Genomic DNA, 22,228 nt, shown 5'->3' on the forward strand with positions numbered 1-22,228 from the left:
AAATCGCCGATCAGACCCATGAAACAACACGATTTGCAGATGGACTGGCTCAAGTGCTTCGTCGCCGTCGTCGATGCGGGTTCGCTGTCGAGCGCGGCGGGCGAAGTGCATCGTTCGCAATCGGCGGTGAGCATGCAATTGAAGAAGCTCGAAAGCGCGCTCGGATTGCGGCTCATCGAACGCGGCTCGCGCGCGCTCGAACTGACTCACGACGGGCAAACGCTGCTCGGCTATGCACGGCGCATTCTCGATCTGCATGCCGAGGCGCAGGTCGCGCTTCAGGGCGAGCAACTCACCGGCCGCGTGCGCCTCGGCGTGCCCGACGACTACGCGGCCAAATATCTGACACCCGTGCTGAAGCGCTTTGCGCCGCGGCACAGCGGCGTCGAGATCGAGTTGATCTGCGAGCAATCGACATCGCTGATTCCGCGCATCGCGAATAGCGAGCTCGATATCGCGCTCGTATCGCGCGATCACGGCCGGCGCGGCACGCTGCTGTTCCATGAGCCGATGGTCTGGGTCGGCGCGGCGCAATTCGAATTATGGAGACGCGATCCGTTGCCGATCGCCGTCTATGAAAGCGCGAGCCTCGCGCGGCGCAGCGCGATTCATTCGCTCGCGCAGCAAGGCCGCCGCTACAAGGTGGTCTACAACAGTTCGAGTCTGGCCGGGCAGATCGCCGCCGTCGAAAGCGGTCTCGCGGTCGCGGTGCTGACGCAATGCAGCGCGCCGGACCATCTCCGCATTCTGGGCAACGATGAAGGCCTGGGTCCGCTCGAACCGATGGAAGTCGCTGTCTATCGCAGTCGCGATTCGCGCGGCTCCAAAGCGGTGGACGGCCTGTATAGCCTCCTCGTGAAGACGCTCAGGCAATCGGCGTCAGTCTGATCGACGACGATATGAAGCAATGCCCTCGATCTCGACGAGCAAATCGGCGCGGCAGATATCGGCCTTGACATAGCGGATGTTCGCATCCGCATGAAACGCGGTCTGCGCGAGTTTCATCACGCGCGGCAAGTCCGCCGCATGACGGTAATACACCTTGATCTGATCGAGGTCGCGCAGCGTATAGCCGCCGCTCACGTTCTGCGCTTCGAGATTCTCGATGCCGATCAGATGCGCGATATTGCCGATCGCGACATGCCATTGCTTGTCGAGATCGCCTTCGTGCACGGTCTCGTGTCCGAGAATGCTCGCGGTGCCCGAGACGTACAACGTATCGTCCAACAAGGTGCCGCGCGCGAAGCTCGGCGACTTAGGACCGTATCGCTGCGGATATTCATACGCGGGCGTCTGTCGCGAGTTCTCGATATGCCGCGGCGAATTTGCGCGGCACGCCAGAAAATAGAAGCCGACGCCATCGCCCGACGTGCCGATGCCGGTCGCCGCCGGCATACCCGATGCGCCCGTGTAATCCTGCTCGAACGCGATGGCGCGTCCACGGCAGAAATCGCGATACACCTCGAGCCCTTCCCGATTCGCCCCGTTGATGTGCGGGATGAAATTCCACATGCGGAAAATCTTCGGGAAGTCCCGCTCGCCGACGAGCGCGAACGCATCGCCATAGGCTTGTCGCGTGGCTTCGGTATAGCGGCCGGACGACGCGATGAAGCCCGCGCAAAAGAGAAACTCGTCGTCGTGCGCGAAGACGAGATCATTGAAGCGTCCGCTGTGGATCGGCCCGTTGCCTGTCCAGATTTCGGCGAAGCCGTCGTGAGAGTCGTCGCACATCGCGAGGCGCAGCGTCGGCACACCGCTTTCGATGCACGGCCCGCCGCTCGCCGCACCGAAGACGATGCGCGCGAGCACATCGTCTTCGCATGTCGCGTCATGCGCGATGAAGCGCGATCGGGGCGTCGCCATCATCGATCATTCATCGGCCTGATCGCCGAAGAGGTCCGCGGTCGAGACGCGATCCTGCTGCAACGGCGGCAACGCACCGCTCCTCACTTGTTCGAGCACGTCCGGCGGCAACCAGGTTTCTTCCATTGCGCCGATGCCGTTCTCGATCATCTGCTGGAGGAAGAACGATTGCTTGCGCCCCGTCACTTCCGCCAGAAGTCGCAGCCGTTGTTCGAATTGTGGATCGACCCGCACTGCGACCACCTTCAGCTTGTTTTCGGCGGTCCTTCTCACTGCATGCTCCTGTTACGTTCGTTGCGCGCCGCGAGCGGGCGCGCGCATGCGGTGCTTATACCACAGCCTGATTGCGCGACGACCGATGCGCACTCATGCATGGCGATGACAGACCTGCGTGCTACCATCGAAACGAGCGTTTCGGCGCTCGCGCACGCCTTGCAACGCGCCATGAACGAATCTGAAGAACACTCCGCTTCAGGCACCGCAGAGACCCTGCCCTCTCTGCCACCGCTCGACTTTCGCGCGGCGCGCAGACGGCTCTTCGCTGCACTCGTTGCGTCGATCGTCATTCCCTTCGCATTTTTCTGCCTGTACGGTTACTACACTTACGGACGCACATTCGCCGAAACCGGCGAGTCGCTCGAACGACTCGTGCGTATCGTCGACGAAAAGGCCAACACCGTTTTCAGCATCAACCGCGAACTGATCTCGCGCATCGACGAGATGCTCGGCAGCGGCGACGCGGATTTGATCGCGCGCAGCCAGTCGGAGCTGCACGACAAGCTCGCGCGTCTCGCGGCGGCTCATGAACAGATCGCGGCGCTCTCCGTGCTCGACAGTCGCGGCAGGCTCGTGCTCAGCAGCCGCTTTTTTCCCGCGCCCGATGTGTCCGTCAGCGATCGTGCGGATTTCATCGCGACGCGCGATACGCATTCGAGCTTTCATGTTTCCATGCCCGAGCGCGGGCGCGTGAAGAACACGGACATCGTCAACACGCTGAGCGCACGCTATGCGAAAGACGGCCGCTTTCTCGGCGAAATCGCGATTGCCGTGCGGCGCGACTATCTGTTCGATTTCTATCGCGAACTCATTGTGAGCGATCCCGCGCTCACGCTCGCGCTACATCGCGACGACGGCGCCGTGCTCGCGCGTTTTCCGCCAGCGTCCGCGCCCAATGCGCCCGATCGCCATTCGGTGCTGGCGAGCGCATTCGCGCAAGGCAAGCCCACGGGTCTGATGCGTTACATATCGCCGCTCGACAACGATGAAAAGCTCGCGGCGTGGCGGCGTGTCGGCGACTATCCCGTCTATGCGGCGGCGGGCTTTTCGATTCATGACGTGCGCCTCGCATGGTGGCGGCGCGATGTATCGATCGCGTCGATCGCACTGATTCCGTGCATCGCGCTGTGGGTGCTGATCGGCTTCTCGCTGCGACGCCTCAAAGCGGAAGAAGCGGCATGGCACAACTGGCGCGGCGAACTTGCGCTGCGCCGCTCGGCCGTCGCGGCCACGCGGCGGCTTCAACGCATGGGCGCGCTCGGCAATCTCGTCGCGAGCGTCGCGCACGACTTCAATAACCTGCTGATGGTCGTCACATCGAACATGGAACTGGCGCGGCGCAAGGGCTTCAACGGCCTCGAAAAGGAAGTCGCGGCGGTGGAGCGCGCATCGAAGAATGCGCAATCGCTCGCACGCCGCCTGCTGAGCGTCGCGCGACGTCAGCCGCTTCAGATGCAGGTCATCCGCCTCGATCGCTGGATGATGGACTCCGAGCCGCTCGTGCGCGCGTCGGTGGGCGACAAGGTCACGTTCGGCTCGCGCGTGCCGCCATCGACGTGGACCGTGCGCGTCGATGCGACGGAGCTGACCTCGGCGCTCATCAACATCGCCGTGAATGCGAAGGACGCGATGCCTCACGGCGGCGACTTTCGCATCGAGTGCAACAACGTGCGTTATACGTCTACGCATGAAGGTCTCGGCGCCGGCGAATACGTCGTGATCTCGTGCAAGGACAGCGGCGTCGGCATGCGCACCGACGTCGCAAAACAAGCGTTCGAACCGCTTTTCACCACCAAGGGCGCGGGCGCCGGGACAGGGCTCGGACTCGCGCAAGTGCTCGCGATGTCCGAGCAGGCGGGCGGCACGGCGCGCGTGAATTCTGCATGGGGCTTCGGCACGACAGTCGACATCTATCTGCCGCACTGGACCGGCGAAGTCGATGCGCCTGCGGATGCGCCGCCTGTGGAGACCGTCGATCGCGAAGCGCCATCGTCCACCGTGCTGATCGTCGAAGACAACGAGGAAGTCGCGGCGGGCCTGTGCGCCGTGATCGACGTGCTCGGCTGGCAAGCGCGCCACGCATCGTCAGGCGATGCCGCGAGACAGATGCTCGAAGCCGGCGATGAATTCGATCTCGTGCTTTCCGACATCCAGATGCCCGGTAGTTACGACGGCATCAAGCTCGCGGAATGGATCAAGTCGACGCGCCCGAATCAGCCGGTCACGCTGATGACAGGTTACGCCGATCAGCTCGACGAGGCGCGCCGCACCGGCTTCACCATACTCGCGAAGCCTTTCAATATCGACGAGTTGCAACGGCTGCTGAACGGCCTGTCGATGCGCGCCGCGCGGTGAGTCTCGTTCGTGCGCTTCAGTGCAGCGGCGATTCTCCGGGCAACTGAAACGCATCCACGGTATAGCCCATGTTGAAATATCCCGCGCGCGCGTAGACGGAAATGTGCTCGAGCTGCTCGGCGCGCGTGGTTTCGCTCGCGGCGTGCGCGTCGTTGGCCGAACGCTCACGCGCACGCTGCGAAGGGCCCGAAAGCGCCTGCCAGTAGTGAGTCAGGAAGTGCGGCATGGCTCGCCTCCTCGATGCATGAACAGCTCGAATCTAAGCCTTCAAAAAGACTTGGACAAACAAGCTTTTCTGCAATGCATTGCAGGCCGCACCGCTTTGGCGCATCAGGCTGCGTCGACGCCTTCCCGCACGGTGCCCGTGGCCTGCGACTGCTCCAGATGGCGCAGCAGCAACGTCACCATCGCGACGACGGTGAACGCGAGAATCACGAAGAACGCCGCGAGGGGCGTGAGAATCTGCACCGACACGAAGCCCGCGAGACCCATCATCACCGACGACACGAGCAAGAGCGAGCAGCCGAGAATCGCCGCGGTAAGGCCCGCGATATGCGGAAAGAGCGAATTGCCCTTTGCCATCAGCGTCGGGTACATCGCGCCGGCGCAGAAGCCCATCACGAGCACCGGCGCGGACAACGTCCATACGGTGAGGCCGACCGTCAGCGAGAGCAGCAGCATGACGACCGATGCGCCCGCCATCACGCGCGCGCCGATGCGCAGCCGTTGCTCCGCGCTCGGCAGACGCGCGCCATGCACGCGGTTCGACAGCCCGCCGAGGAAATACATCATGCCGATGGCGAGCGCGAGATAGCCGAAGTACGTCGGCGGCTTGTGCAGCGTGTTCTGCACCATGAAGGGGCCGACGATGTTGAATACGAGCAGGATGCTGTAGCACAGCCCTTGCGCGAGAAAACAGCTCTGGAAAACGCGGCTCGACAACACCTTGCCCGCATTCGTGAACAGCGTGCGCGGCGCGAGATGCACCGGCTTCTGCAAGGTCTCGCGATAGCGCCATATGAGCGTCCACATCACGATCGAATAGATGAGCAGAAAGACGAGGCACGACTTCCAGCCGAACCATTCCTGCAAGTGCGCGCCGATCACGGGCGCCACGATCGGCGCGAGCCCCCACGCGATCGACATGTAGGTGAACGCGTGCAGCAGCGCCAGGCCCTTGAACGAATCGGTGATGATCGCCTTCGCGAGCAGGTTGGTCGCCGCGATGCCGAAGCCTTGCAGGCACCGCGCGAGCAGGAAGGTTTCGAGGTTCGTCGCCGCGAGCGACAGTAAGCAGCCGAGCGTGAAGACGACGAGCCCGAACGCCAGCACTTTTTTGCGCCCGTACGCATCGGCGATGGGGCCGAAGACCAGTTGACCGATCGCATACGCCGCCATGTAGCCGGAGACGCTCGACTGGATCGCCTGGGGCGACGTGGCGAAGTAACGCGCCATCGCGGGCAACGCGGGCACGTAGATATCGATGGCGAGCTGCCCCGCCGACGCGAACAGGCAAACCAGAAACAGCAGGAATTGCGGGGAATTCTTCGAAGGATGAGCGTGGTTCATGACAACGACGAATGAGCGAAGGCCGGCGGCCTCTGCGGGCCAATCCGGATGGGGATTCATCGTATTGTGCCTGTCATCGCGCGAATCGGCTCAAAGCCCTCGTCGCGCGTACGTCAACCTGCGCGTTTCCCGCGCGATCGATCACGTCTTGCCATGCAGAATGGGATGCGACTGGCCCGGTATCGGGCGGCCACGGCTGTCCGTCGGCACGAGCTGCGTCTGGAACGCGACGAACAGCGCCTGAAACTTGCCGTCCAATTCGATCATGACCGCGCCGTCCTGAAACACGCCGTTCTCGTTCGAGTGGTCCTTGACATGCGTGCCCTTGCCCGGCTTCGGGTTGCCCTGATTCATATGCGTCTCGTGCAGCCCGTCCTTCCCCGGCTCGAACAGGAAGCCAAAGCCATAGACGGTCACGTCTTTCGTCGGCTTCCATCCGAGGCGATCGTCGCTATAGCTCGGCGTTTCATAGACGTAATCGACGCCGTTCGCCGACATGTCCAGTTGCAGCATCTCGTTGAGAAGCGCATTGATATCGTTCTTCTCGTCCTTGGTGTCGAGCGGGATCGGGCGCATCGCGTCGAGATCGACGAGTCGCGAATCGTGTACATAGTCGAGCTTCGGGAAGTTCGCTGTCGACACACCCGCCGACAGCTTGTCGAGATCGGCCGTCATCGGATGATCGAAGTATCGATTCCAGACATACAGCACGAGATAACCCGCTGGCCCCGTCAGCGAGCTATCCGATTTCACGTTGGTGACGATGTCGAATGGCTTGCCGTTCGCGTCCTCGCTGACGATCACGTAATGCGGATCGCCCTTATAGCCCTGAAGAAAGGGGACGCCGAGCTTGACCGTGCCCTTGAAGACAACGTATTCGTTGCGCGCCATGATGACAACATCCTTTCGGCCGATATGCGATCACGACGATATCAACGAATCGCTTTTCTCGCAGCTTTGAAGCGATGTTTCTGCTCCGCCTTCAGCGCACGTAACGCGTGCTTTTCGCTGGCATCGTCGGCGAATTCGCCTCGTGAATTCGAAAGCAAATCGCGGCTCGCAACGACATCGTTCAACGCGCCGAAGCGCTTTTGAAGCCGCTTGAGGCTCTTCACCTCGGCGCGCAGTTTCGCCGGGATATCCGGCTCGAAAAACTCGATCAGATAACGCACCTTCTTTCCCGCCTTGCGCACTTCGTGATACGCAGCATAGTCCGACTGTTTCGCGCGCAACGCCCGCTTGATGCGCTTCTTCAGCTGACTGCGCGCCGCGCCGATGCGCTTCTTCGCGAACCGTTCGACCGGCACGCGTTGCGGTCCCGTGTTGAGCTGATGATTCGCTTCCTTCAATCCGCTCAGCAGCACATGCTTCATGTCCGCGTTGGCGAGATTTTCGATGCTCGTCGCGAGCACGTTAGCCCGATGCGCCTTCACCGTTTCGTCGAATCCTTCGACATCGAGTTCATGCAGCAATTCGATCAGAATGTCCCAGTCCCGCGCGCTGCCCGCCGATGTCGCGAGATACCTGAACAGGGCGCGCTGACGCGTATCGAATTCTTCGTCCAGCAAAGGCCGGTATGCCCAGAACAAAGTGCGCAGCCTGCGCAACGCAACACGCAGCTTGTGAAGCACTTCCGGGTCCGTGTTTCCGTCGAGCGTGGCAGCGTGCTGCATCGCCTCGTCGATCAGCGGCGACGCGAGATCGCCGAATCTGGCTTCGGCCGTGATGCGCGTTCGATCGTCCATGATCGCTCCCTGTTACCGAATGACCCGGTTACGCAACATGCATACCCGCTGCGCGGGGCGAGCGGAACATGTCTTGCTTCATGCCCAATACGGAAAATGCCGCTGTCATCGGATGCTCCACAATGAAAAAACGGTTGGGTACACTGGGTCCGTTGACAGGACATAGCTTATAGATAACGGAGTCGGTTTGAGGAAGCGAGCCACCGTCATTTGTCGGAAGGGCAACCGGATACTTCTGGTGGCGCGACGTCGCACCAAGTGGGCGCTGCCCGGCGGCATGCTCAAGCGAGGCGAGCATCTTTCGGACGCCGCGCTTCGCGAACTCAAGGAAGAAACGTGTCTCGCGGGCAAGTCGGCGAAATTCCTGTTTCAGCATCGTGGAAGGCAGAAGCATCATCACGTCTTCTTCTGCGATGTGCCGAAGAACGCAAAGCCGCGCGCGAGCAATGAAATCTCTCGCTGCCGCTGGGTTCATATGTCGGAAATTTCACGACTCGCGACCACCGAGCCGACGAGACACATTGTGAAGGCGCTCGGCGGCAAACGCTGACACCGTTTCGCATGGTCGTTCGGCAAACGTCACGCGCTTTGTCCTTTCGCATCGCCATAATCGACGCGCACCGCAGGCACGAACCACGCGAGACAGAGGCCGACGAACGCCGCCATCGCGGCGACCACGAGCCCGACGTGAATCGACGCGACGAGCGCCATGCGCGCCGAGTGCATCATCGTCATCGCATCGGCCGCTTGGCCCGCCGCGACGAGGCGTTCGATCAGCGCAGACTGTTCCGCACGGTCGATCAGCAGGTCCGGGCTCGCGAACGATTTGAGCCACTGCGTCGCCTGATACGAATCGAGCGGACGATGCACGTTTTGCGCATAGAGATGCCCGAGCAGCGCGCCGGTGATCGCGGTGCCCAGCATGCCGCCGAAAATGCGCAGCGATTGCAGCAACGCCGTGACCGCGCCGATCTGCTCGCGCGCGACGATCTGTTGCGAGCAGATGGTGAGATTCGTCGCGACGAGCCCGAGACCGAGTCCGCTCGCGCCCATGCACGCCATCCAGACGGCATGCGGTTCGTGACCATCGAGCGAGACGAGCGCGAGACAGCCGGCCACGGAAAGCGCGAAGCCCGCATACATCAGCACGTTCGCACGCGGGATGCGCGTGACGATGCGGTTGTTGATCATGCTGCCGACGGTCGTGCCGAGCAGCAGCGGCGTGATGAGCATGCCCGAATCGTGCGGCGACATGCCATAGCCGCCCTGAAACAGCAGCGGAATGTAGAAGGCCATCGAGAAGAGCGCGAAGCCGCCGAGCACGGAGATCGCGAAAAGCGCGGCGAGCTTGCGGTCCATCAGCACGTCGACGGGCACGACGCGATAGCCCATGCGCTTTTCCCAGAAGTACAGTGTCGCGCCGAACAGGAGCGTGACGAGCGCAAGCACGATCGTCGTGCGCGAGACGCCTTCTTTCGGCAGCAGTTCGATCAGCAGTTGCAATGCGCCGAGCGTCACCGCGACGACGCACGCGCCGAGCCAGTCGAGCTGAATCCGTCCACGCGTCTTCGCATGATGCAGGTTCGGCACGAACATCAGCACGAACATTAGCGAGACGATGCCGATTGGCACGTTGACGAAAAACACGAGCCGCCAGCCGCGCATCTGCGTGAGCATGCCGCCGAGCGTCGGGCCGATCACGTTGGCGACGCCGAACGTCGACGTGACGAGCACGAGCCAGCGCAGACGCAGCTTCGGATCGGGAAAGAGATCGGCGACGGCGGCGAACACCGTGCCGAGCAGAATGCCGCCGCCGATGCCCTGCACGCCGCGCGCAATTACCAGGAACAGCATGCTGTCGGCGAATCCGCACAGCACCGACGCCAGCGTGAACAGCACGATCGCCGCGAGCAGAAACGGCTTTCGTCCGTAAAGGTCGCCGAGCCGCCCGAAGATCGGAATCGTGATGACGGACGCGAGCATGTACGACGTCGCGACCCACGCGTACAGATCGAAGCCCTTGAGTTCGGCGACGATGCGCGGCATCGCGGTCCCGACGATGGTCTGATCGAGCGCGACGAGCATCGTGACGAACGCGATGCCGAGCATCGCGAGCAGCGATTCGCGAAACGGCAGGCGTTGCCGTTCGCGATCGCCGACATCCAGGAACGAGTTCATGACATGCGCGAGCGCGCGCTCAGAGGCAGTGTGTTACTGCCCGCCTTCCTGAATCGTCAGAACATTCTTCACCGACTTCACGCCGTCCACGCCTTTCGCGATCGACGCCGCCTGGTCGATCTGCTCGCCATCGGCTGCGTGACCGGCGAGCGTGATCGCGCCGTTCTTGGCGATCACATTCATGCCGTTCGTGTCGATGCCGCCTTTCTGCAATGCCTGAGACACCTTCTTGCTGAGCGCGCGGTTGGCTTTGCGCGCCGTCGATTTGGAGCTTCCCGCGCTCGCCGAAGGCGTCGCGGACTGGGTCGATCCCGCATCGCTGGTCTGCGACCATACGTTGACGGAAAAGGCTATCGCTGATGCAACGGCGGCAAATCTGAGCGCATTGATCATCTTCATTGCGTGGCTCCGGTAGCTTGCGTGAAATGGAGGATGCAAAGGCAAGATGGATTCTAATCGGCGCTTCGCGATATCGCAGGGAATCGGGCCGTTCATTTCGCTAGCGCGCGCAATCGCGTCGGCGTAAGGCAGAAATCGGCGTTTCCCGCGAGCTTTGCGATCGTGAAGTCGATGAACGTTCGCACGCGAAGCGGCCGCTCCGTTCGATGCCGATAGTAGATGTAGATCGATTCGCGCTGCGTCATTTGACGCGTGAGCAAGGGTACGAGACGTCCTTCGCCGATATGCGCGACGGCGAAAAAAATACCGAGCGCTTTCGGCGCGCTGATGCGCAACGGCCCGGCGATCTCTTCCTTCGCGCTCTTCGCATCCGCGATGGCAGACGTGAGCATCGCAAGCGCCGGTTCGACGCTCTGCAACAGGCGCTGTGGCTTGCGGCGATATCCCCTGATCAATGACCGCACGCCGCTCATCACGCTCGCCGATGCGCAACGCCGCCGCTGCGCCTCGCGCTCGTCACCGACACGCTGAAGCCCATCGCGGAGAAGAACGCGCATGTCGAAGCCGAAACGGACGCGTGGCGTGAGTCATCGAGTTCGACGGATTTCGCTGTTTGATCGCGCCAATTACCCTCGCACCTTGCCCGTCAGCGCGAGGCGCGTGGCGAGCGTCGAGAGCGCGTCGTAGGCATCGCGCGATACCGTGTCCCACGCGCCGATCGCCTGCGATTGCACTTCCACGACCGCGCGATCGCCGCGCGCCGCCGGACCGGTCAACGCATCCTTCGGCCCGAGCGAAACGACGTTGGTGGCGGCATTGCGCGTGAGCGTGTGCATCATGTCTTCGATGAGCGCTTGCGGAATGCCGGCCGCCTGCCACATCTCGACGGACATCGCCGCGAGTATCGGCAGAAAGTTCGATGCGACGACCGCCGCCGCGTGATAAAGCGCCTTGCTGCCCGGCTCGATATCGAAGCAGCGCGCGCCGATGGCCGCGAGAATCTCGCTCCATGCATCGCGGGCGGCGCGATCGCCTTCGAGTCCGCATGGCGTGCCTTCGAACTGGAACACGGCCGTGCCGGGCTTCGCGAAGCTCAGCATCGGATGCGCGCTCGCCACGCTCCAGCCGAGCGCGCGCAAGGGCGCGAGCGTGTCGGCGTCGAGCGCGCCGCTGCAATGCACGGCAATCGTCGGCGCATCATACTTGCGATGCGCCGCAAGCGCTTGCGCTACGTCCGCGATGCGTGCATCGGGCACCGAGAGCAGCCAGATATCGGCGGGATGCATCGCGGCGATGTCGTCGAGCGCGCGGCCCGCGCCGATGAAATCGACCGCTTCATGCGCATGCGCGAGATCGCTGTCGCATACATCGCCGATATCGAGCACGCGGTTCGCGACGATCAGATTGCCGAGCGTCGCGCCGACCCGCCCCGCGCCGATGATGTTGAGAGTCGCCATGATGATGTGAACCCGCGCGAGACTCAGCCGTGCCTGATCGCGATGGTCTTCAGGCTCGTGAAGCCGTACAGCGCTTCGAAGCCCTTCTCGCGTCCATGCCCGCTCGCCTTCACGCCGCCGAACGGCAACTCGACGCCGCCGCCCGCGCCATAGTTGTTGATGAACACCTGGCCCGCCTGCAGCTTGCGCGCGAGTCGCAGGCCGCGCGAACCGTCGCGCGTCCACACGCCCGCGACGAGACCGTAGTTCGTGCCATTGGCGAGCTTCACGGCTTCGGCTTCGTCGTCGAAGGGCATTACCGCGAGCACCGGGCCGAAGACTTCCTCCTGCGCGAGCCGGCTTTGCGGCGGCACGTCGCGAAACAGCACCGCTTCCTGGAAGAAGCCATTGCGCGACGCTTCCACGACAATCTTGCCGCGCGCCGCGACGCGTATGCCTTCGCCTTCCGCCTGCTCGACGATGCTGCGCACACGCGCATGTTGCTTCGCGTTGACGAGCGGACCCATGTCGAGATCCATCGCGGGCGGCCCGGAACGCAGCGCTTCGAAACGCTGCGCGAGACGTTCGATCACGGTTTCGTAGATGCCGCGCTGAACCAGCAGACGGCTGCCCGCCGAACACGTTTGTCCGGCGTTCTGCACGATCGCGTTCTGGATCACGGGCAAGGCTTCGTCGAGATCGGCATCGTCGAAAACGAGTTGCGGTGACTTGCCGCCGAGTTCGAGCACGCTCGGGCAATGACGTTCCGCCGCCGTGCGTCCGACGAGCGCGCCCGTCGCGGTCGAGCCGGTGAACGAGATATGACCGATGCCTTCGTTCGCCGACAGCGCCGCGCCCGCCTCGCTGCCGAGTCCGGTGACGACGTTGATCGCGCCAGCCGGAAAGCCGACGTCGGCGGCGATTTCTGCGAGCCGCAGGATCGACAGGCTCGCGTCCTCCGCGGGCTTCACGACGCACGCATTGCCCGCCGCGAGCGACGCGCCGACGCTGCGGCCGTAGATCTGCATCGGGTAATTCCACGGAATGATGTGGCCCGTCACGCCGATCGGCTCGCGTACCGTCAGCACCGTAAAGCCGGTCGTATAGGGCAGCGTTTCGCCGTGCAGCTTGTCGACGCAACCCGCGTAATACTGCAGATAGCGCGCGAGCACGGCCGCATCGGTGCGCGCGGTCTTGAGCGCCTTGCCGGTGTCGCGCGCTTCGAGTTGCGCGAGTTCGTCGGCGTGTTCGAGAACGGCGTTCGCATAGGCGAACAGCAGGTTCGAGCGCTCGACAGGCGAGAGCTTCGCCCACGGACCGTCGAGCGCATCGCCCATTGCGCTGCGCGCTGCGTGGACAGCCGTGGCGATATCGGCGGCGTTGCCGCGTGCAATCGCCGCGAACGGCTCGCCGGTGCTCGGATCGATGACATCGAGCGATTCGCCGTTGTCGCCCGCTTTCCACGCGTTGCCGATGAAGTGACGGTATTCCATGCTTACTCCGTGATCAGTGCATGTTCGGTGACGGCTTCGGCGATCGCCTTGCCGACTTCGATGGTGTTCGCCGTGCCGCCCATGTCGGGCGTGCGCGGGCCGTTTTCGAGCACGCTTTCGATGGCCGACACGATGGTCTTCGCCGCCGCTTCGTAGCGCGCGTCGCCGCGTCCGAGATGCTGGAGCATCAGCGCGGCCGACCAGATCTGCCCGATCGGATTGGCGATGCCCTTGCCCGCGATATCGGGTGCCGATCCATGTACCGGCTCGAAGAGCGATGGAAAGCGCCGCTCGGGATTCAGGTTCGCCGAAGGCGCGATGCCGATGGTGCCCGTGCATGCGGGACCGAGATCGGAAAGAATGTCGCCGAAGAGATTCGACGCGACCACGACATCGAAACGGTCAGGATGCTGCACGAAATGGGCGCACAGAATGTCGATGTGAAACTTGTTCATCGCGATGTCCGGATAGCGCTTCGCCGCTTCGGCAAGGCGCTCGTCCCAGTACGGCATCGTGATGGAGATGCCGTTCGATTTGGTCGCGGCGGTGAGCTGCTTCTTCGGACGGCTCTGCGCGAGCTTGAACGCGAAGTCGAGAATGCGATCGACGCCCGTGCGCGTGAAGACCGCCTGCTGCGTCGCGAACTCGCGCTCGGTGCCTTCAAACATGCGTCCGCCGACCGACGAATACTCGCCTTCGGTGTTCTCGCGCACGACCAGAAAGTCGATGTCGCCGGGCTTGCGATTGGCGAGCGGCGAAGGCACGCCGGGCATCAGCCGCACGGGACGCAGGTTCACGTATTGATCGAACTCGCGGCGAATCCTGATGATCGATTCCCACACCGCCGTATGGTCCGGCACGATGTCGGGCGTGCCGACCGCGCCGAAGAAGATCGCGTCGTGCTTGCCGATCTGCTTGTCCCAGTCGACGGGCATCATCGTGCCGTGCTGGACGTAATGCTCGGTGCACCATGATGCGAACTCGTCGAAATCGAGCACGATGTCGTAGCGCGCGGCGGCGGCCTTCAGCACGCGCAGCCCTTCGACCATGACTTCCTTGCCGATGCCATCGCCCGGAATGACGGCGATGTGATGTGTCGTTGCCATTGCGCTCTGTCTCCTCGTTTTCGACGTTTGATCTGAGGGGAAATCTAGCGGAGGCGTTGTTGCTGCGGAAGTGCGAATCCGGAAACGGGAGTCTTCGAATATCCGCAAGGGCTCAGCTTGCGGCGCGTTCCCCGCCGGGCGCGACGAGCGATGCGGGCGCGAGTCCGCTCAGATAATCGAAGAGCCTGCGCGCGGGCAAAGGCGCCGCGCCCACGCGTATGCCGACCGACATCACGCGCTCGGCCCACGGATTCGTCAGGCGAATGAAGCGCAGACGCATGGGTTCGCGAAAGAGCCGCACCGCGCCTTCGGGCAACACGCCGACGCCCTGCCCCGCTGCGATCAGCCTGCACATGCCTTCGAAGCTCTGCACCTGTACGCGAAAGCGGATCGTGCGGCCCGCGAGCGCGGCTTCCTTGACGAGCATGCGCGTGACTTCGGCCTTATCGTCCAGACCGACGATATCGTGCTCGAGCAGCGCGGCGAAATCGATCTGATCGCCTTGCAGAACGTGATCTTCGGGCACGACGACGCTGATGCGATCCGTGCAATATGGCGCGAGGCGAATGCCTTCCATGCCGCTCTGCGACGTCACCACGCCGACATCCGCGCGCCCTTCGCGCAGCGCCTGAAGAATGTCCATGCTGCGCAATTCGCTGATATGCAGCTTGATGTCCTGATAGCGCTGGGAGAACGCACGCAGATGATCGGGCAAGTCCTGGCTGATCGCGGAGATATTGGCGAACACGCGCACGCGGCCGACGGAGCCTTTCGTGTAATCGGATAGCTCGCTATAGATCGCGTCGGTCCTGAGCAGCAGTTCCGTGGCGTGACGCGCGAGCGCTTCGCCGGCCGGCGTGGGCTCGACACCCGCCGACGTGCGATTCAGAAGCCCCACGCGAAAGTGATGTTCGAGCAGCGCGATGCGCCGGCTCGCCGTCGATAGCGACATATGCGATTGCTGCGCCGCCTTGGACAGGCTGCCCATTTCGACGGCGCGCAGAAAGAGAGCCAGCGACGTGAGATCGAACAAAACCGGATGCTCCGTGGAAGTTTATTCCGGGGAGTATGGCATTGGGTTGGGGTTGCTGTGGCGTGGAGGGATACAGGAAAACCCTGAGCGATGCGGCTATTAGAAAGGCGCACCCTCGAATTCCATGAGCGGAAAAAGCGTGTCCTTGCCGTCGATATTCAGCACGAGCCGCGTCGCGTGATGGAAGCTTGCATAGCGGCCAACGAAGCGGCTCAGCACATCGCCGAAGAGCGTCGCATCGCCGGGTCCGTCAAACGCACTCGCATCGAGCCGGACGTGAACGCGAATCTCGAAGCGCATATGCCCCTTTCCCACGCTTTCATGCTCGGACAGCCGCACGTCTCGAATCGCATCGATGCGTCGCGCGATGCTTTCGTCGTGTGACCAGTCGTAGAGCTCCAGCGCCTCACGGAGCACCACCGCGCCGCCCATCCCCAACATGTTCAACTCATTCGCGCCGCCTGCCGTGTAGTGCCCGAGCACGCGCCAGTCGTACTCCGGGTGATAGCGCGGAGGATAGAGCGGCAAAGTCGGCGCTGTCAGATTGCGCACGGAAGCGATGCCGGTAAAACCCGACACGGTCTCGTTGATCGTCGCCTCGGACAGCGCCATGCGCGGCAGGCGTCCGTTGTTCGCGAGCGCGCGAACCGTCAGGTAGCCGTCCGGCTTTGGACGATTCTCATCGTGTCGGGCATCCGCATGGAAGCGCTCCCAGAGCGAACCGGAAAGCGTCACCCAGAGTTCGCGGCCGGTTACGCCAAAGCGCATCGAGGTATGGAAATACCGCTCAGGCTTCTCGTAGCGCAGCGTCCAGCCGCGATGGCGGAAGCTCGTGAATGCGCCGTAGGCGTGGCGCGCGCTGTCTTCCGGATCGGCCGCCGTCACCGCGAGCACGTGATACGGCTCGACGTGCCCCGCCACCTCCTGCTGCAAACGTACGCGATGCTCGCGGTCATGCCGGTCTGTCGGCCGCAGCGGCAACGCGTCCACTTCGAACAGATTGATCACGGGCGTGCAGAAGAGACGAAAGCTGTCGCGACTGACCGGATAGTCGCCAGGCACGCGAGCGTTCAGTTCGATCTCGAAGGTCATTTGCGATTCACCCATCGGCAGCATCGACGCATCGAAGCCGCATAGATCGACGAAGTTGAATTTCTGCGGGAACACGAAGTATTCCAACAGCGTCTGTTCGCGATCCAGCCCGCGGTCACGCTCGGGCTCCGTGACCGGCCACAGCCGCGCGGACGGACCAAAGCCTGCCGCTTCGAAGCGCACGTCTTCGAGCGGTTGCAACTCGCCATCGCGCACTGTAGGCAGGCGCAGGCTGATCGATTCGACTTGGCGCGTCAGCGCCGCGTACAGCGCGGAGGCGGCAGGCCGGTCGCCGTGCAAGTAAAGACGGATGCGCGACAAATCAACCGCCTCGCGTTGCTCGCCAAGCCACAACCGGAACGTAAGGCGAATCACGGTGCGTCCGCCATCGCGGACCGCGATCTCTGCATCTTCGACCGAAAGTGGCAACAACTTCACCGTCTGCGTCGTCCGATAGAGACACTTGACCTGATCCGGACCGACAGGCGTCGACCGCACGGCGGCCCCCGCGGGAATCTGCGTTGCCGAAGCAACTCCGCGACCAATCGGCGTGCATTCGATGATCGACAGCGATGGAATCGCGCGCGCCGCATGTTCGTACAGGTTGTCGATCAGCGTTTCCGTGAATTCCGGAGCGCCGTCATCGAGCTTCATACGTAGACGCGCCGTGAGCAGCGCAAAGCCTTCGAAGGTCGCGCGCGCGCTGTCGCCCACGTCGCCATAACGCATGTCCAGGCGACGCGCGGCGTCGGGATGTGCTTGAGCGAACTCCGCCGATGCCGCGCGCAAGTAGCGCATCTCCGCATCGAAGTACTTCACGAACGGATTCTCGTGTTCCAGCGCGGAACGCTTCCACGGCGCGGTCACGGCTGTATCTCCGCTGGCAAGGGCGGCAACGACGGCGCGCCCGCGTACACAGCGCTCTTGCCGGCGATGAAGACACGCTGCGGCATCTTGAAGCCGCGCAGCTTGAGCAGATCGAGCGGTCCCGCGCCGACCTGCGTCTTCATCACGTAATGCAGCGGATAGTCATTGTCGTGATTGAGTGTCAGCGCGTAGTTCGTGCTGTCGAGCGGCTTGATGTTCGCCGTGCCCAGCAATCGAAGGAATGCCCAGTCACCGACGGCACTGAACGCGACGCGCGTCCCGGCAGTCAGCGATTCCCACGTCAGCATCGCCTGCCCGTCGCGACCATTTCCCGGCCAGACGATCGGCGTGAACGATTCACGTTGATTGAAATACTCGATCTTCGTCTGATCGACCGTGAGGATGCTGCGCACGACTTCTGGCGTCGGGGTTGCCATGATCTGGATGCGGTAGCTCGCATCGCCTCGTGCATACAGCTGCGCGCCGAGCGTCGACAATTGACGCAGCGCCGATAAAAACTCCGGATCGAATTGCAGCGCTTGCGGCGCGAGTTCGTTCGGGGTCCACGCGTTGCCCTGCGGTTGCAGCATGCCCGCGAGTTGCGTCGTGACGAAGCGCGCGATCAGACCCGTCTCCGGCTTGATGTAGCGGCCGAGCTCGACGAATGAGGCGTCGGATGCGGTGTCGGCGAATGGATAGTGACCGTCGAAGGCGCTCGCGAACGGCGCCGCGACTGACGCTCGCCATGCGTCGTTCAGGCTCGCTGCTGCGGGCTGAAGGATCGTTTGCCATGCCACATCGAGCGGTTTGGCGAAGAGCGCATCGCCGAAGCCCGACCACTGCGAGCCGAGGCTCGCGGCGGTCAATGCTGCATCGTCGCGCGCTTGAGTGAGTTCCGAGAGTTTGCCCTGAAACACGGCTTGCGCCATCTGACGGGACATCGCCTGTGCGTCCGCGCTGGTCGCGATCTGCTGCAACTTCAGGCGCATCGTTGTCGCTACGGTCAAAAAGTGCGCGAGACTCACGCCGCTGAAGTCCGCCGCGTTCTTCGATTTCGTGCTGGACTTGCCGTGGCCAGTCACCACATCGTCGCCCATGAGCGCGAGCAGCGGACCGAAGGGTTTATCAAGCGGATTGATTTCCGGCGCGGCTGCAACGCCGGTCTTGTTAGCGATCAGATCCTGCGCCTTGCGCACGAGCGTATCGGTCAGCGCTTGCGACGCACGGCCCGCCTGCGCCTGATATTCGACTGCCTTCATCAGCGCGATCAGCGGTGACGTTTGCGCATCCGTCAGACGCGTCAACTGACTGATTGCATCGCTCAGATTCGATGCGCTGCGCCACTGGATGCTATTGAGCATCGCCTGCCATGCGGCGGTGTAATCCGCGAAATAGCGCGCATGCAAGCGCCGCTTCGCTTCTTCGATGTCCTGTTGCGCTTCGAGCGCCGCACCCGGTATGCGGGCCGCGCGTTCATCGGCGAGCACCCAGTCGGCGGCGACGCGCCCTTCCTTCGCCGCCTTGTCGATTGCATCGCCGATCATGCCGTCCCATGCAGCGCGCGTGTAGATGCCGGAGACGGTCTGGCTGGTCGTGAAGAGACCACGCGCATCCGCGCCGTTGATGAGCGATGCCAGCGTGATGTCCGCGTACTTTCCCTTGGCCTGTTCGAGCACGGATTGGTAAAGCGTGTCGTCGGAATTCTGCAGGCCGATCTGGTTGACGAGCATGTTGCGCGCGGCGATGGTCAGATCGTTCGATGCGTTCAAGCGCCACTCCGGATGCGCGCGCAAATGCGACGCGTAGAACGACGACAAGTGCTGCGACGTATCGAGCCATTCGCCTGTGCTCATGTCCGTCACAACCGGCCACGCTGTGGGCAGTCGCTTGGTCAGATACGCGGCATCGGCGTGCTGCGGTTGCGCGAGCATCAAATAAGTCTTCAGCGCGTTGTAGTCCCGCTGCTGCTCTTCGTTGCTGGGCAGCGCGTCGGCGCGGGACTGCGCGAGTTGGGCTAGCGTTGCTTCAAGTCGATGCGCGGCCGGATCGCGTAGATTGCGCGCCGACACGATGGCGTAAGACGGCCACAGCGCGGCGAGGATGTCATCGTTGTGGTTCAGGCCCGCGCGCAGATACCACGGCGCGCCGTGCTGCTGACGATATTCAAGCGTGTCGATTCTCTGTTGCAGCGCGAGTTGCGCGCGCAACGCCGCCGCGGTGCCTGGCTTTGCTGCGAGCGCGGCGTCGCTTGCTGATTGCGCATCGTTCATGATGGAACGATTGCCGATGAATGACACGCTCATCGTCACGCACCAGCCGATCGCCGTCACCAACACCAAAGCAGCGAGCGCGTTGGGCCAGTAAAAGCCGACACGGCGACCGTCGTGCTTCTTCATGTGCGCGACGATTTCCGGCCAGATCGATTGCAGCGCGCGAGGCTGCTCACGTGATGCCCCGGCGTGCTGTCTAGCGCGCTCGGCGGCATCTTTGGCGACATCGTCATGATCGGCTGGCACGGGTGTCGGCACAACTGGCCCGGCGAATACCGGCGCGAACATCATGCCCGCGAGCGGCGCGCGCCGCCATTTCGATATCGAATGTGCCCGCCATGTCGTCAGCACGCGTTCGCGATGCGCGGTGAGGTATTGAGAGACCTGCGCGAGCCAGACAATCGGCTTCGGGCGAGCGCATAGCATGATGCTCGCGTGGGCCGTCATCTCTTCGAGTACGTTCAGTTGCCGATTCAGTTCGTCGGTCGCGACCCGTGCATCGGCGCGTTGTGAAGCAAATATGAATGCACCGACAGGACGAAAATCGTTCTGATGCATGCCGCTCGCTTCGACGGCATGCAGAAAGACGACCGGCGCGGCCCAACCGAGATCGCGCGCGAGGTTCGACAGCGTGCGGGGCAGTTCATCGTCGGAGGGCGATTGCTCGCTTGTTCGCAACACAGGGATAACGGCATCGATCGGATGCGCGCGACACATACGGCGAAGCTGATGACGCCACGTTTGCGCATCGATGCCGTTCGGCGCGGCGTGCACCAGCACGATCTCACCCGTGCGCAACACGGCGGTCTGTTTGAGGTCCGGAGCTACCGCGTCGATGAGGGCATCGTCGCCAGTGAGCATGAGCCACGGTATCGCGCGACGCCAGCGCCAACCAAACGATGTGCGCAGTTCATCGCGCAAATATTGCAGGCGCGCGTCGCGCTGGATCGTCGCGGACTGCTTTTCGCTGCTCAATCCGTCGAGGCGCGCCATCACTTTCTCATAGAGACCGAACAGGATGGCAGCGAAGTGCGCGCCCAGCGCGATGATGAGTACGCCCAGGATTTTGAGCAGCGCGGACACACGCATCTCGAGGGTGGTCAAGTGCGTGAAGTCGGGGCGACCCCACCACGCCACCGCGGCCGACGCCACGGCGACGAGCATAGCGGCCAATGTAAAGCCCCAGATCTTGAGAAAGCCGGAGTCCGTGCGTTTGGATATTTGCGAGTCAAGCGCGTTCAAATTGCTGCTCGGGGTTGTCATGCGATACGGTAGGTTGAACGTAGAGGATGGCAGCCTGCGCCCGGTCGAGGATCAAATGCGGGCCGGCTTCGCCGGATTCGATGGCCGCTGCGATGCAAAGCCACGGCGTCGCGGCGCCAGCGTCACCGACGATGCGATCGGGTCGCCGGTGTGTTTCGTGCGTGGCGATGCCCGCAAACCCGGCGCGCTTGAGTTCATCGAGCAGCGTGCGGTCGTGCTCGGCGTTCAGGCGCGTGAGCCAGGCGTGAGTGATGTTGCTCGCATCGGTCTTGCCCCAGAGCGCCGCATTGAGCGCGAGGTCGCGAAGCGTGGCGACGTCGGCTTGATCTTCGATCGGACGATGCAACGTCGCGAGTGCCTGCACGGATTCCGGCAGTTGATAGAAGCCCGCGTTCAGAAGCACCGCCACGGCGGCCTCGCTGCTTCGCTCGGGCGGGTCGGTGTCGTGCCAGGCGTAGGCGAGGATCAGCAGCGCGCGGCGTTCGCGGGTGTCGAGCCATCCGTCAGCCACCATTAAACCTTGCGGGTCCGGGACGGCCACGCAGTCGAGCGCCGGCAGACCGGACAGACGCAATGCATCGACTGCGTGCTGTTTAGCTTTGTCGGCGCCTTCGGACGGCGCCAGCACACGTACAAGCGGCGCATATTGATGTCCGTATTGCGACAAGGCCTGCAGCGCAGGCACCAGCGGTTCGAGCGCAGCGACCAGTTTCAACACGACTGTGGCGATTCGGCGCGTGGCTTCAGGTGTTTGAGTGTCTGGCTGATCGTGGTCGTCATCTTCTGGTGTCGTCGCGAATGATGTCGGATCATCTGACCACGATTCGTCATCGAAGCGGTTATGGAGCACGTTGCCCACTCCACTACGCGGGCTTTGCGATTTGAAGAACGGCGTCTTTGCCGCGACGGCGTCCGGCAGATTCAATGTAACTGAAGGCAGGCAATAACCCGCGCCCAGCACTTGCAAAGGCTTTTGTGCGATGCGCAGCCGCTCAGCCAGCCGCTTCATTCTGGCCCGGTTACGATTGTGGGCGTGACTCCATAGCGCTTCATAGCCAATGCGAGCGATCGACAGCAGCGCAAGGAACGCGAAATTCGGCACGCCGAGCACGGCGAGCCAGAATGACGGACCGCTCGCTGCTTCACTCGCAGGCCAGGCGAGCAATGCCAGCGGTACGCCCAGCGCGCCACATGCGAGCCAGATCCCGAGCCACGGCAGCAGTCGCGGGCCGTGTGCAGGATAGGAATAAGGCTCGCCGGCCTCGGATAAATCGACGGGCATG

At 63.0% G+C, this 22,228-nt stretch carries 18 protein-coding genes and 1 pseudogene; 4 read left to right on the forward strand and 15 right to left on the reverse strand.

Annotated features, from left to right (window positions below):
• The first annotated feature begins 18 nt into the window (after window positions 1-18).
• On the forward strand, window positions 19-888 hold the full coding sequence (locus tag NCT05_RS28415; RefSeq protein ID WP_008347029.1) for a LysR family transcriptional regulator: 870 nt from the start codon (window positions 19-21) through the stop codon (window positions 886-888).
• Here NCT05_RS28415 and NCT05_RS28420 read toward each other — a convergent pair.
• Both NCT05_RS28420 and NCT05_RS28425 read right to left on the reverse strand, forming a co-directional pair.
• On the reverse strand, window positions 880-1,866 hold the full coding sequence (locus tag NCT05_RS28420) for an FkbO/Hyg5 family chorismatase (RefSeq protein ID WP_144403714.1): 987 nt from the start codon (window positions 1,864-1,866) through the stop codon (window positions 880-882). The genes NCT05_RS28415 and NCT05_RS28420 overlap by 9 nt on opposite strands.
• Window positions 1,867-1,869: 3 nt before the next feature.
• A complete protein-coding gene (locus tag NCT05_RS28425) occupies window positions 1,870-2,136 on the reverse strand; it encodes a YlcI/YnfO family protein (RefSeq protein ID WP_033536447.1) in 267 nt (88 codons plus the stop codon).
• A 171-nt stretch (window positions 2,137-2,307) separates the two neighbouring features.
• On the opposite strand from NCT05_RS28425, the gene NCT05_RS28430 reads away from it, so the two are divergent.
• The gene (locus NCT05_RS28430; RefSeq protein ID WP_250503728.1) at window positions 2,308-4,494 is read left to right on the forward strand and encodes a hybrid sensor histidine kinase/response regulator family protein; all 2,187 of its coding nucleotides are present in this window, start codon (window positions 2,308-2,310) and stop codon (window positions 4,492-4,494) included.
• A 16-nt stretch (window positions 4,495-4,510) separates the two neighbouring features.
• Here the strand turns inward: NCT05_RS28430 and NCT05_RS28435 are convergent, their stop codons facing one another.
• The 4 genes from NCT05_RS28435 to NCT05_RS28450 all read right to left on the reverse strand — a co-directional run bounded on the left by NCT05_RS28435 (window position 4,511) and on the right by NCT05_RS28450 (window position 7,808).
• Complete coding sequence (locus NCT05_RS28435) at window positions 4,511-4,720, reverse strand: hypothetical protein (RefSeq protein WP_008347038.1); 210 nt, start codon at window positions 4,718-4,720, stop codon at window positions 4,511-4,513.
• Between the two features lie 104 nt (window positions 4,721-4,824).
• Window positions 4,825-6,063 (reverse strand): multidrug effflux MFS transporter, encoded by a 1,239-nt coding sequence (locus tag NCT05_RS28440; RefSeq protein ID WP_175981403.1) that lies wholly within the window; start codon window positions 6,061-6,063, stop codon window positions 4,825-4,827.
• A gap of 141 nt (window positions 6,064-6,204) precedes the next feature.
• Window positions 6,205-6,954, reverse strand: a complete 750-nt coding sequence (locus NCT05_RS28445; protein WP_175981401.1) for a DUF2278 family protein — start codon at window positions 6,952-6,954, stop codon at window positions 6,205-6,207.
• A 41-nt stretch (window positions 6,955-6,995) separates the two neighbouring features.
• Complete coding sequence (locus NCT05_RS28450) at window positions 6,996-7,808, reverse strand: CHAD domain-containing protein (RefSeq protein WP_008347044.1); 813 nt, start codon at window positions 7,806-7,808, stop codon at window positions 6,996-6,998.
• A gap of 187 nt (window positions 7,809-7,995) precedes the next feature.
• Between NCT05_RS28450 and NCT05_RS28455 the strand changes: the two genes are divergently transcribed.
• Entirely contained in the window at window positions 7,996-8,358 is a 363-nt protein-coding gene (locus NCT05_RS28455) for an NUDIX hydrolase (RefSeq protein WP_250441551.1), read from the forward strand.
• Window positions 8,359-8,387: 29 nt separating this feature from the next.
• Here NCT05_RS28455 and NCT05_RS28460 read toward each other — a convergent pair whose 3' ends face one another.
• On the reverse strand, window positions 8,388-9,986 hold the full coding sequence (locus NCT05_RS28460) for an MFS transporter (RefSeq protein ID WP_250503729.1): 1,599 nt from the start codon (window positions 9,984-9,986) through the stop codon (window positions 8,388-8,390).
• 33 nt (window positions 9,987-10,019) lie between these two features.
• On the reverse strand, window positions 10,020-10,385 hold the full coding sequence (locus NCT05_RS28465) for a BON domain-containing protein (RefSeq protein ID WP_250437445.1): 366 nt from the start codon (window positions 10,383-10,385) through the stop codon (window positions 10,020-10,022).
• Window positions 10,386-10,876: 491 nt separating this feature from the next.
• Between NCT05_RS28465 and NCT05_RS28475 the strand changes: the two are divergent.
• Window positions 10,877-11,002 (forward strand): annotated as a pseudogene (locus tag NCT05_RS28475) (short-chain dehydrogenase/reductase); the annotation flags it as partial.
• Between the two features lie 9 nt (window positions 11,003-11,011).
• Here the strand turns inward: NCT05_RS28475 and NCT05_RS28480 are convergent.
• The 7 genes from NCT05_RS28480 to NCT05_RS28510 form a co-directional block, all read right to left on the reverse strand.
• Window positions 11,012-11,842: a Rossmann-like and DUF2520 domain-containing protein gene (locus NCT05_RS28480; protein ID WP_250503730.1), complete on the reverse strand. Its 831-nt coding sequence runs from the start codon at window positions 11,840-11,842 to the stop codon at window positions 11,012-11,014.
• Between the two features lie 23 nt (window positions 11,843-11,865).
• Window positions 11,866-13,314, reverse strand: a complete 1,449-nt coding sequence (locus NCT05_RS28485) for an aldehyde dehydrogenase family protein (protein WP_250503731.1) — start codon at window positions 13,312-13,314, stop codon at window positions 11,866-11,868.
• A gap of 2 nt (window positions 13,315-13,316) precedes the next feature.
• Entirely contained in the window at window positions 13,317-14,420 is a 1,104-nt protein-coding gene (locus NCT05_RS28490) for a tartrate dehydrogenase (RefSeq protein ID WP_250503732.1), read from the reverse strand.
• Window positions 14,421-14,532: 112 nt separating this feature from the next.
• The gene (locus NCT05_RS28495; protein ID WP_250503733.1) at window positions 14,533-15,453 is read right to left on the reverse strand and encodes a LysR family transcriptional regulator; all 921 of its coding nucleotides are present in this window, start codon (window positions 15,451-15,453) and stop codon (window positions 14,533-14,535) included.
• Between the two features lie 99 nt (window positions 15,454-15,552).
• Window positions 15,553-17,412, reverse strand: coding sequence for a type VI secretion system baseplate subunit TssF (gene tssF / locus NCT05_RS28500; protein ID WP_250503734.1), 1,860 nt, complete (start codon window positions 17,410-17,412; stop codon window positions 15,553-15,555).
• Window positions 17,409-20,924, reverse strand: coding sequence for an ImcF-related family protein (locus tag NCT05_RS28505; protein ID WP_250503735.1), 3,516 nt, complete (start codon window positions 20,922-20,924; stop codon window positions 17,409-17,411). The genes tssF and NCT05_RS28505 overlap by 4 nt, the downstream gene beginning before the upstream one ends.
• Window positions 20,911-22,227 (reverse strand): KPHS_23130 family T6SS system protein, encoded by a 1,317-nt coding sequence (locus NCT05_RS28510; RefSeq protein ID WP_250503736.1) that lies wholly within the window; start codon window positions 22,225-22,227, stop codon window positions 20,911-20,913. The genes NCT05_RS28505 and NCT05_RS28510 overlap by 14 nt, the downstream gene beginning before the upstream one ends.
• Window position 22,228 lies beyond the last annotated feature (1 nt).

It is taken from the genome of Caballeronia sp. AZ7_KS35 (assembly GCF_023631045.1).
GTDB lineage: Bacteria > Pseudomonadota > Gammaproteobacteria > Burkholderiales > Burkholderiaceae > Caballeronia > Caballeronia zhejiangensis.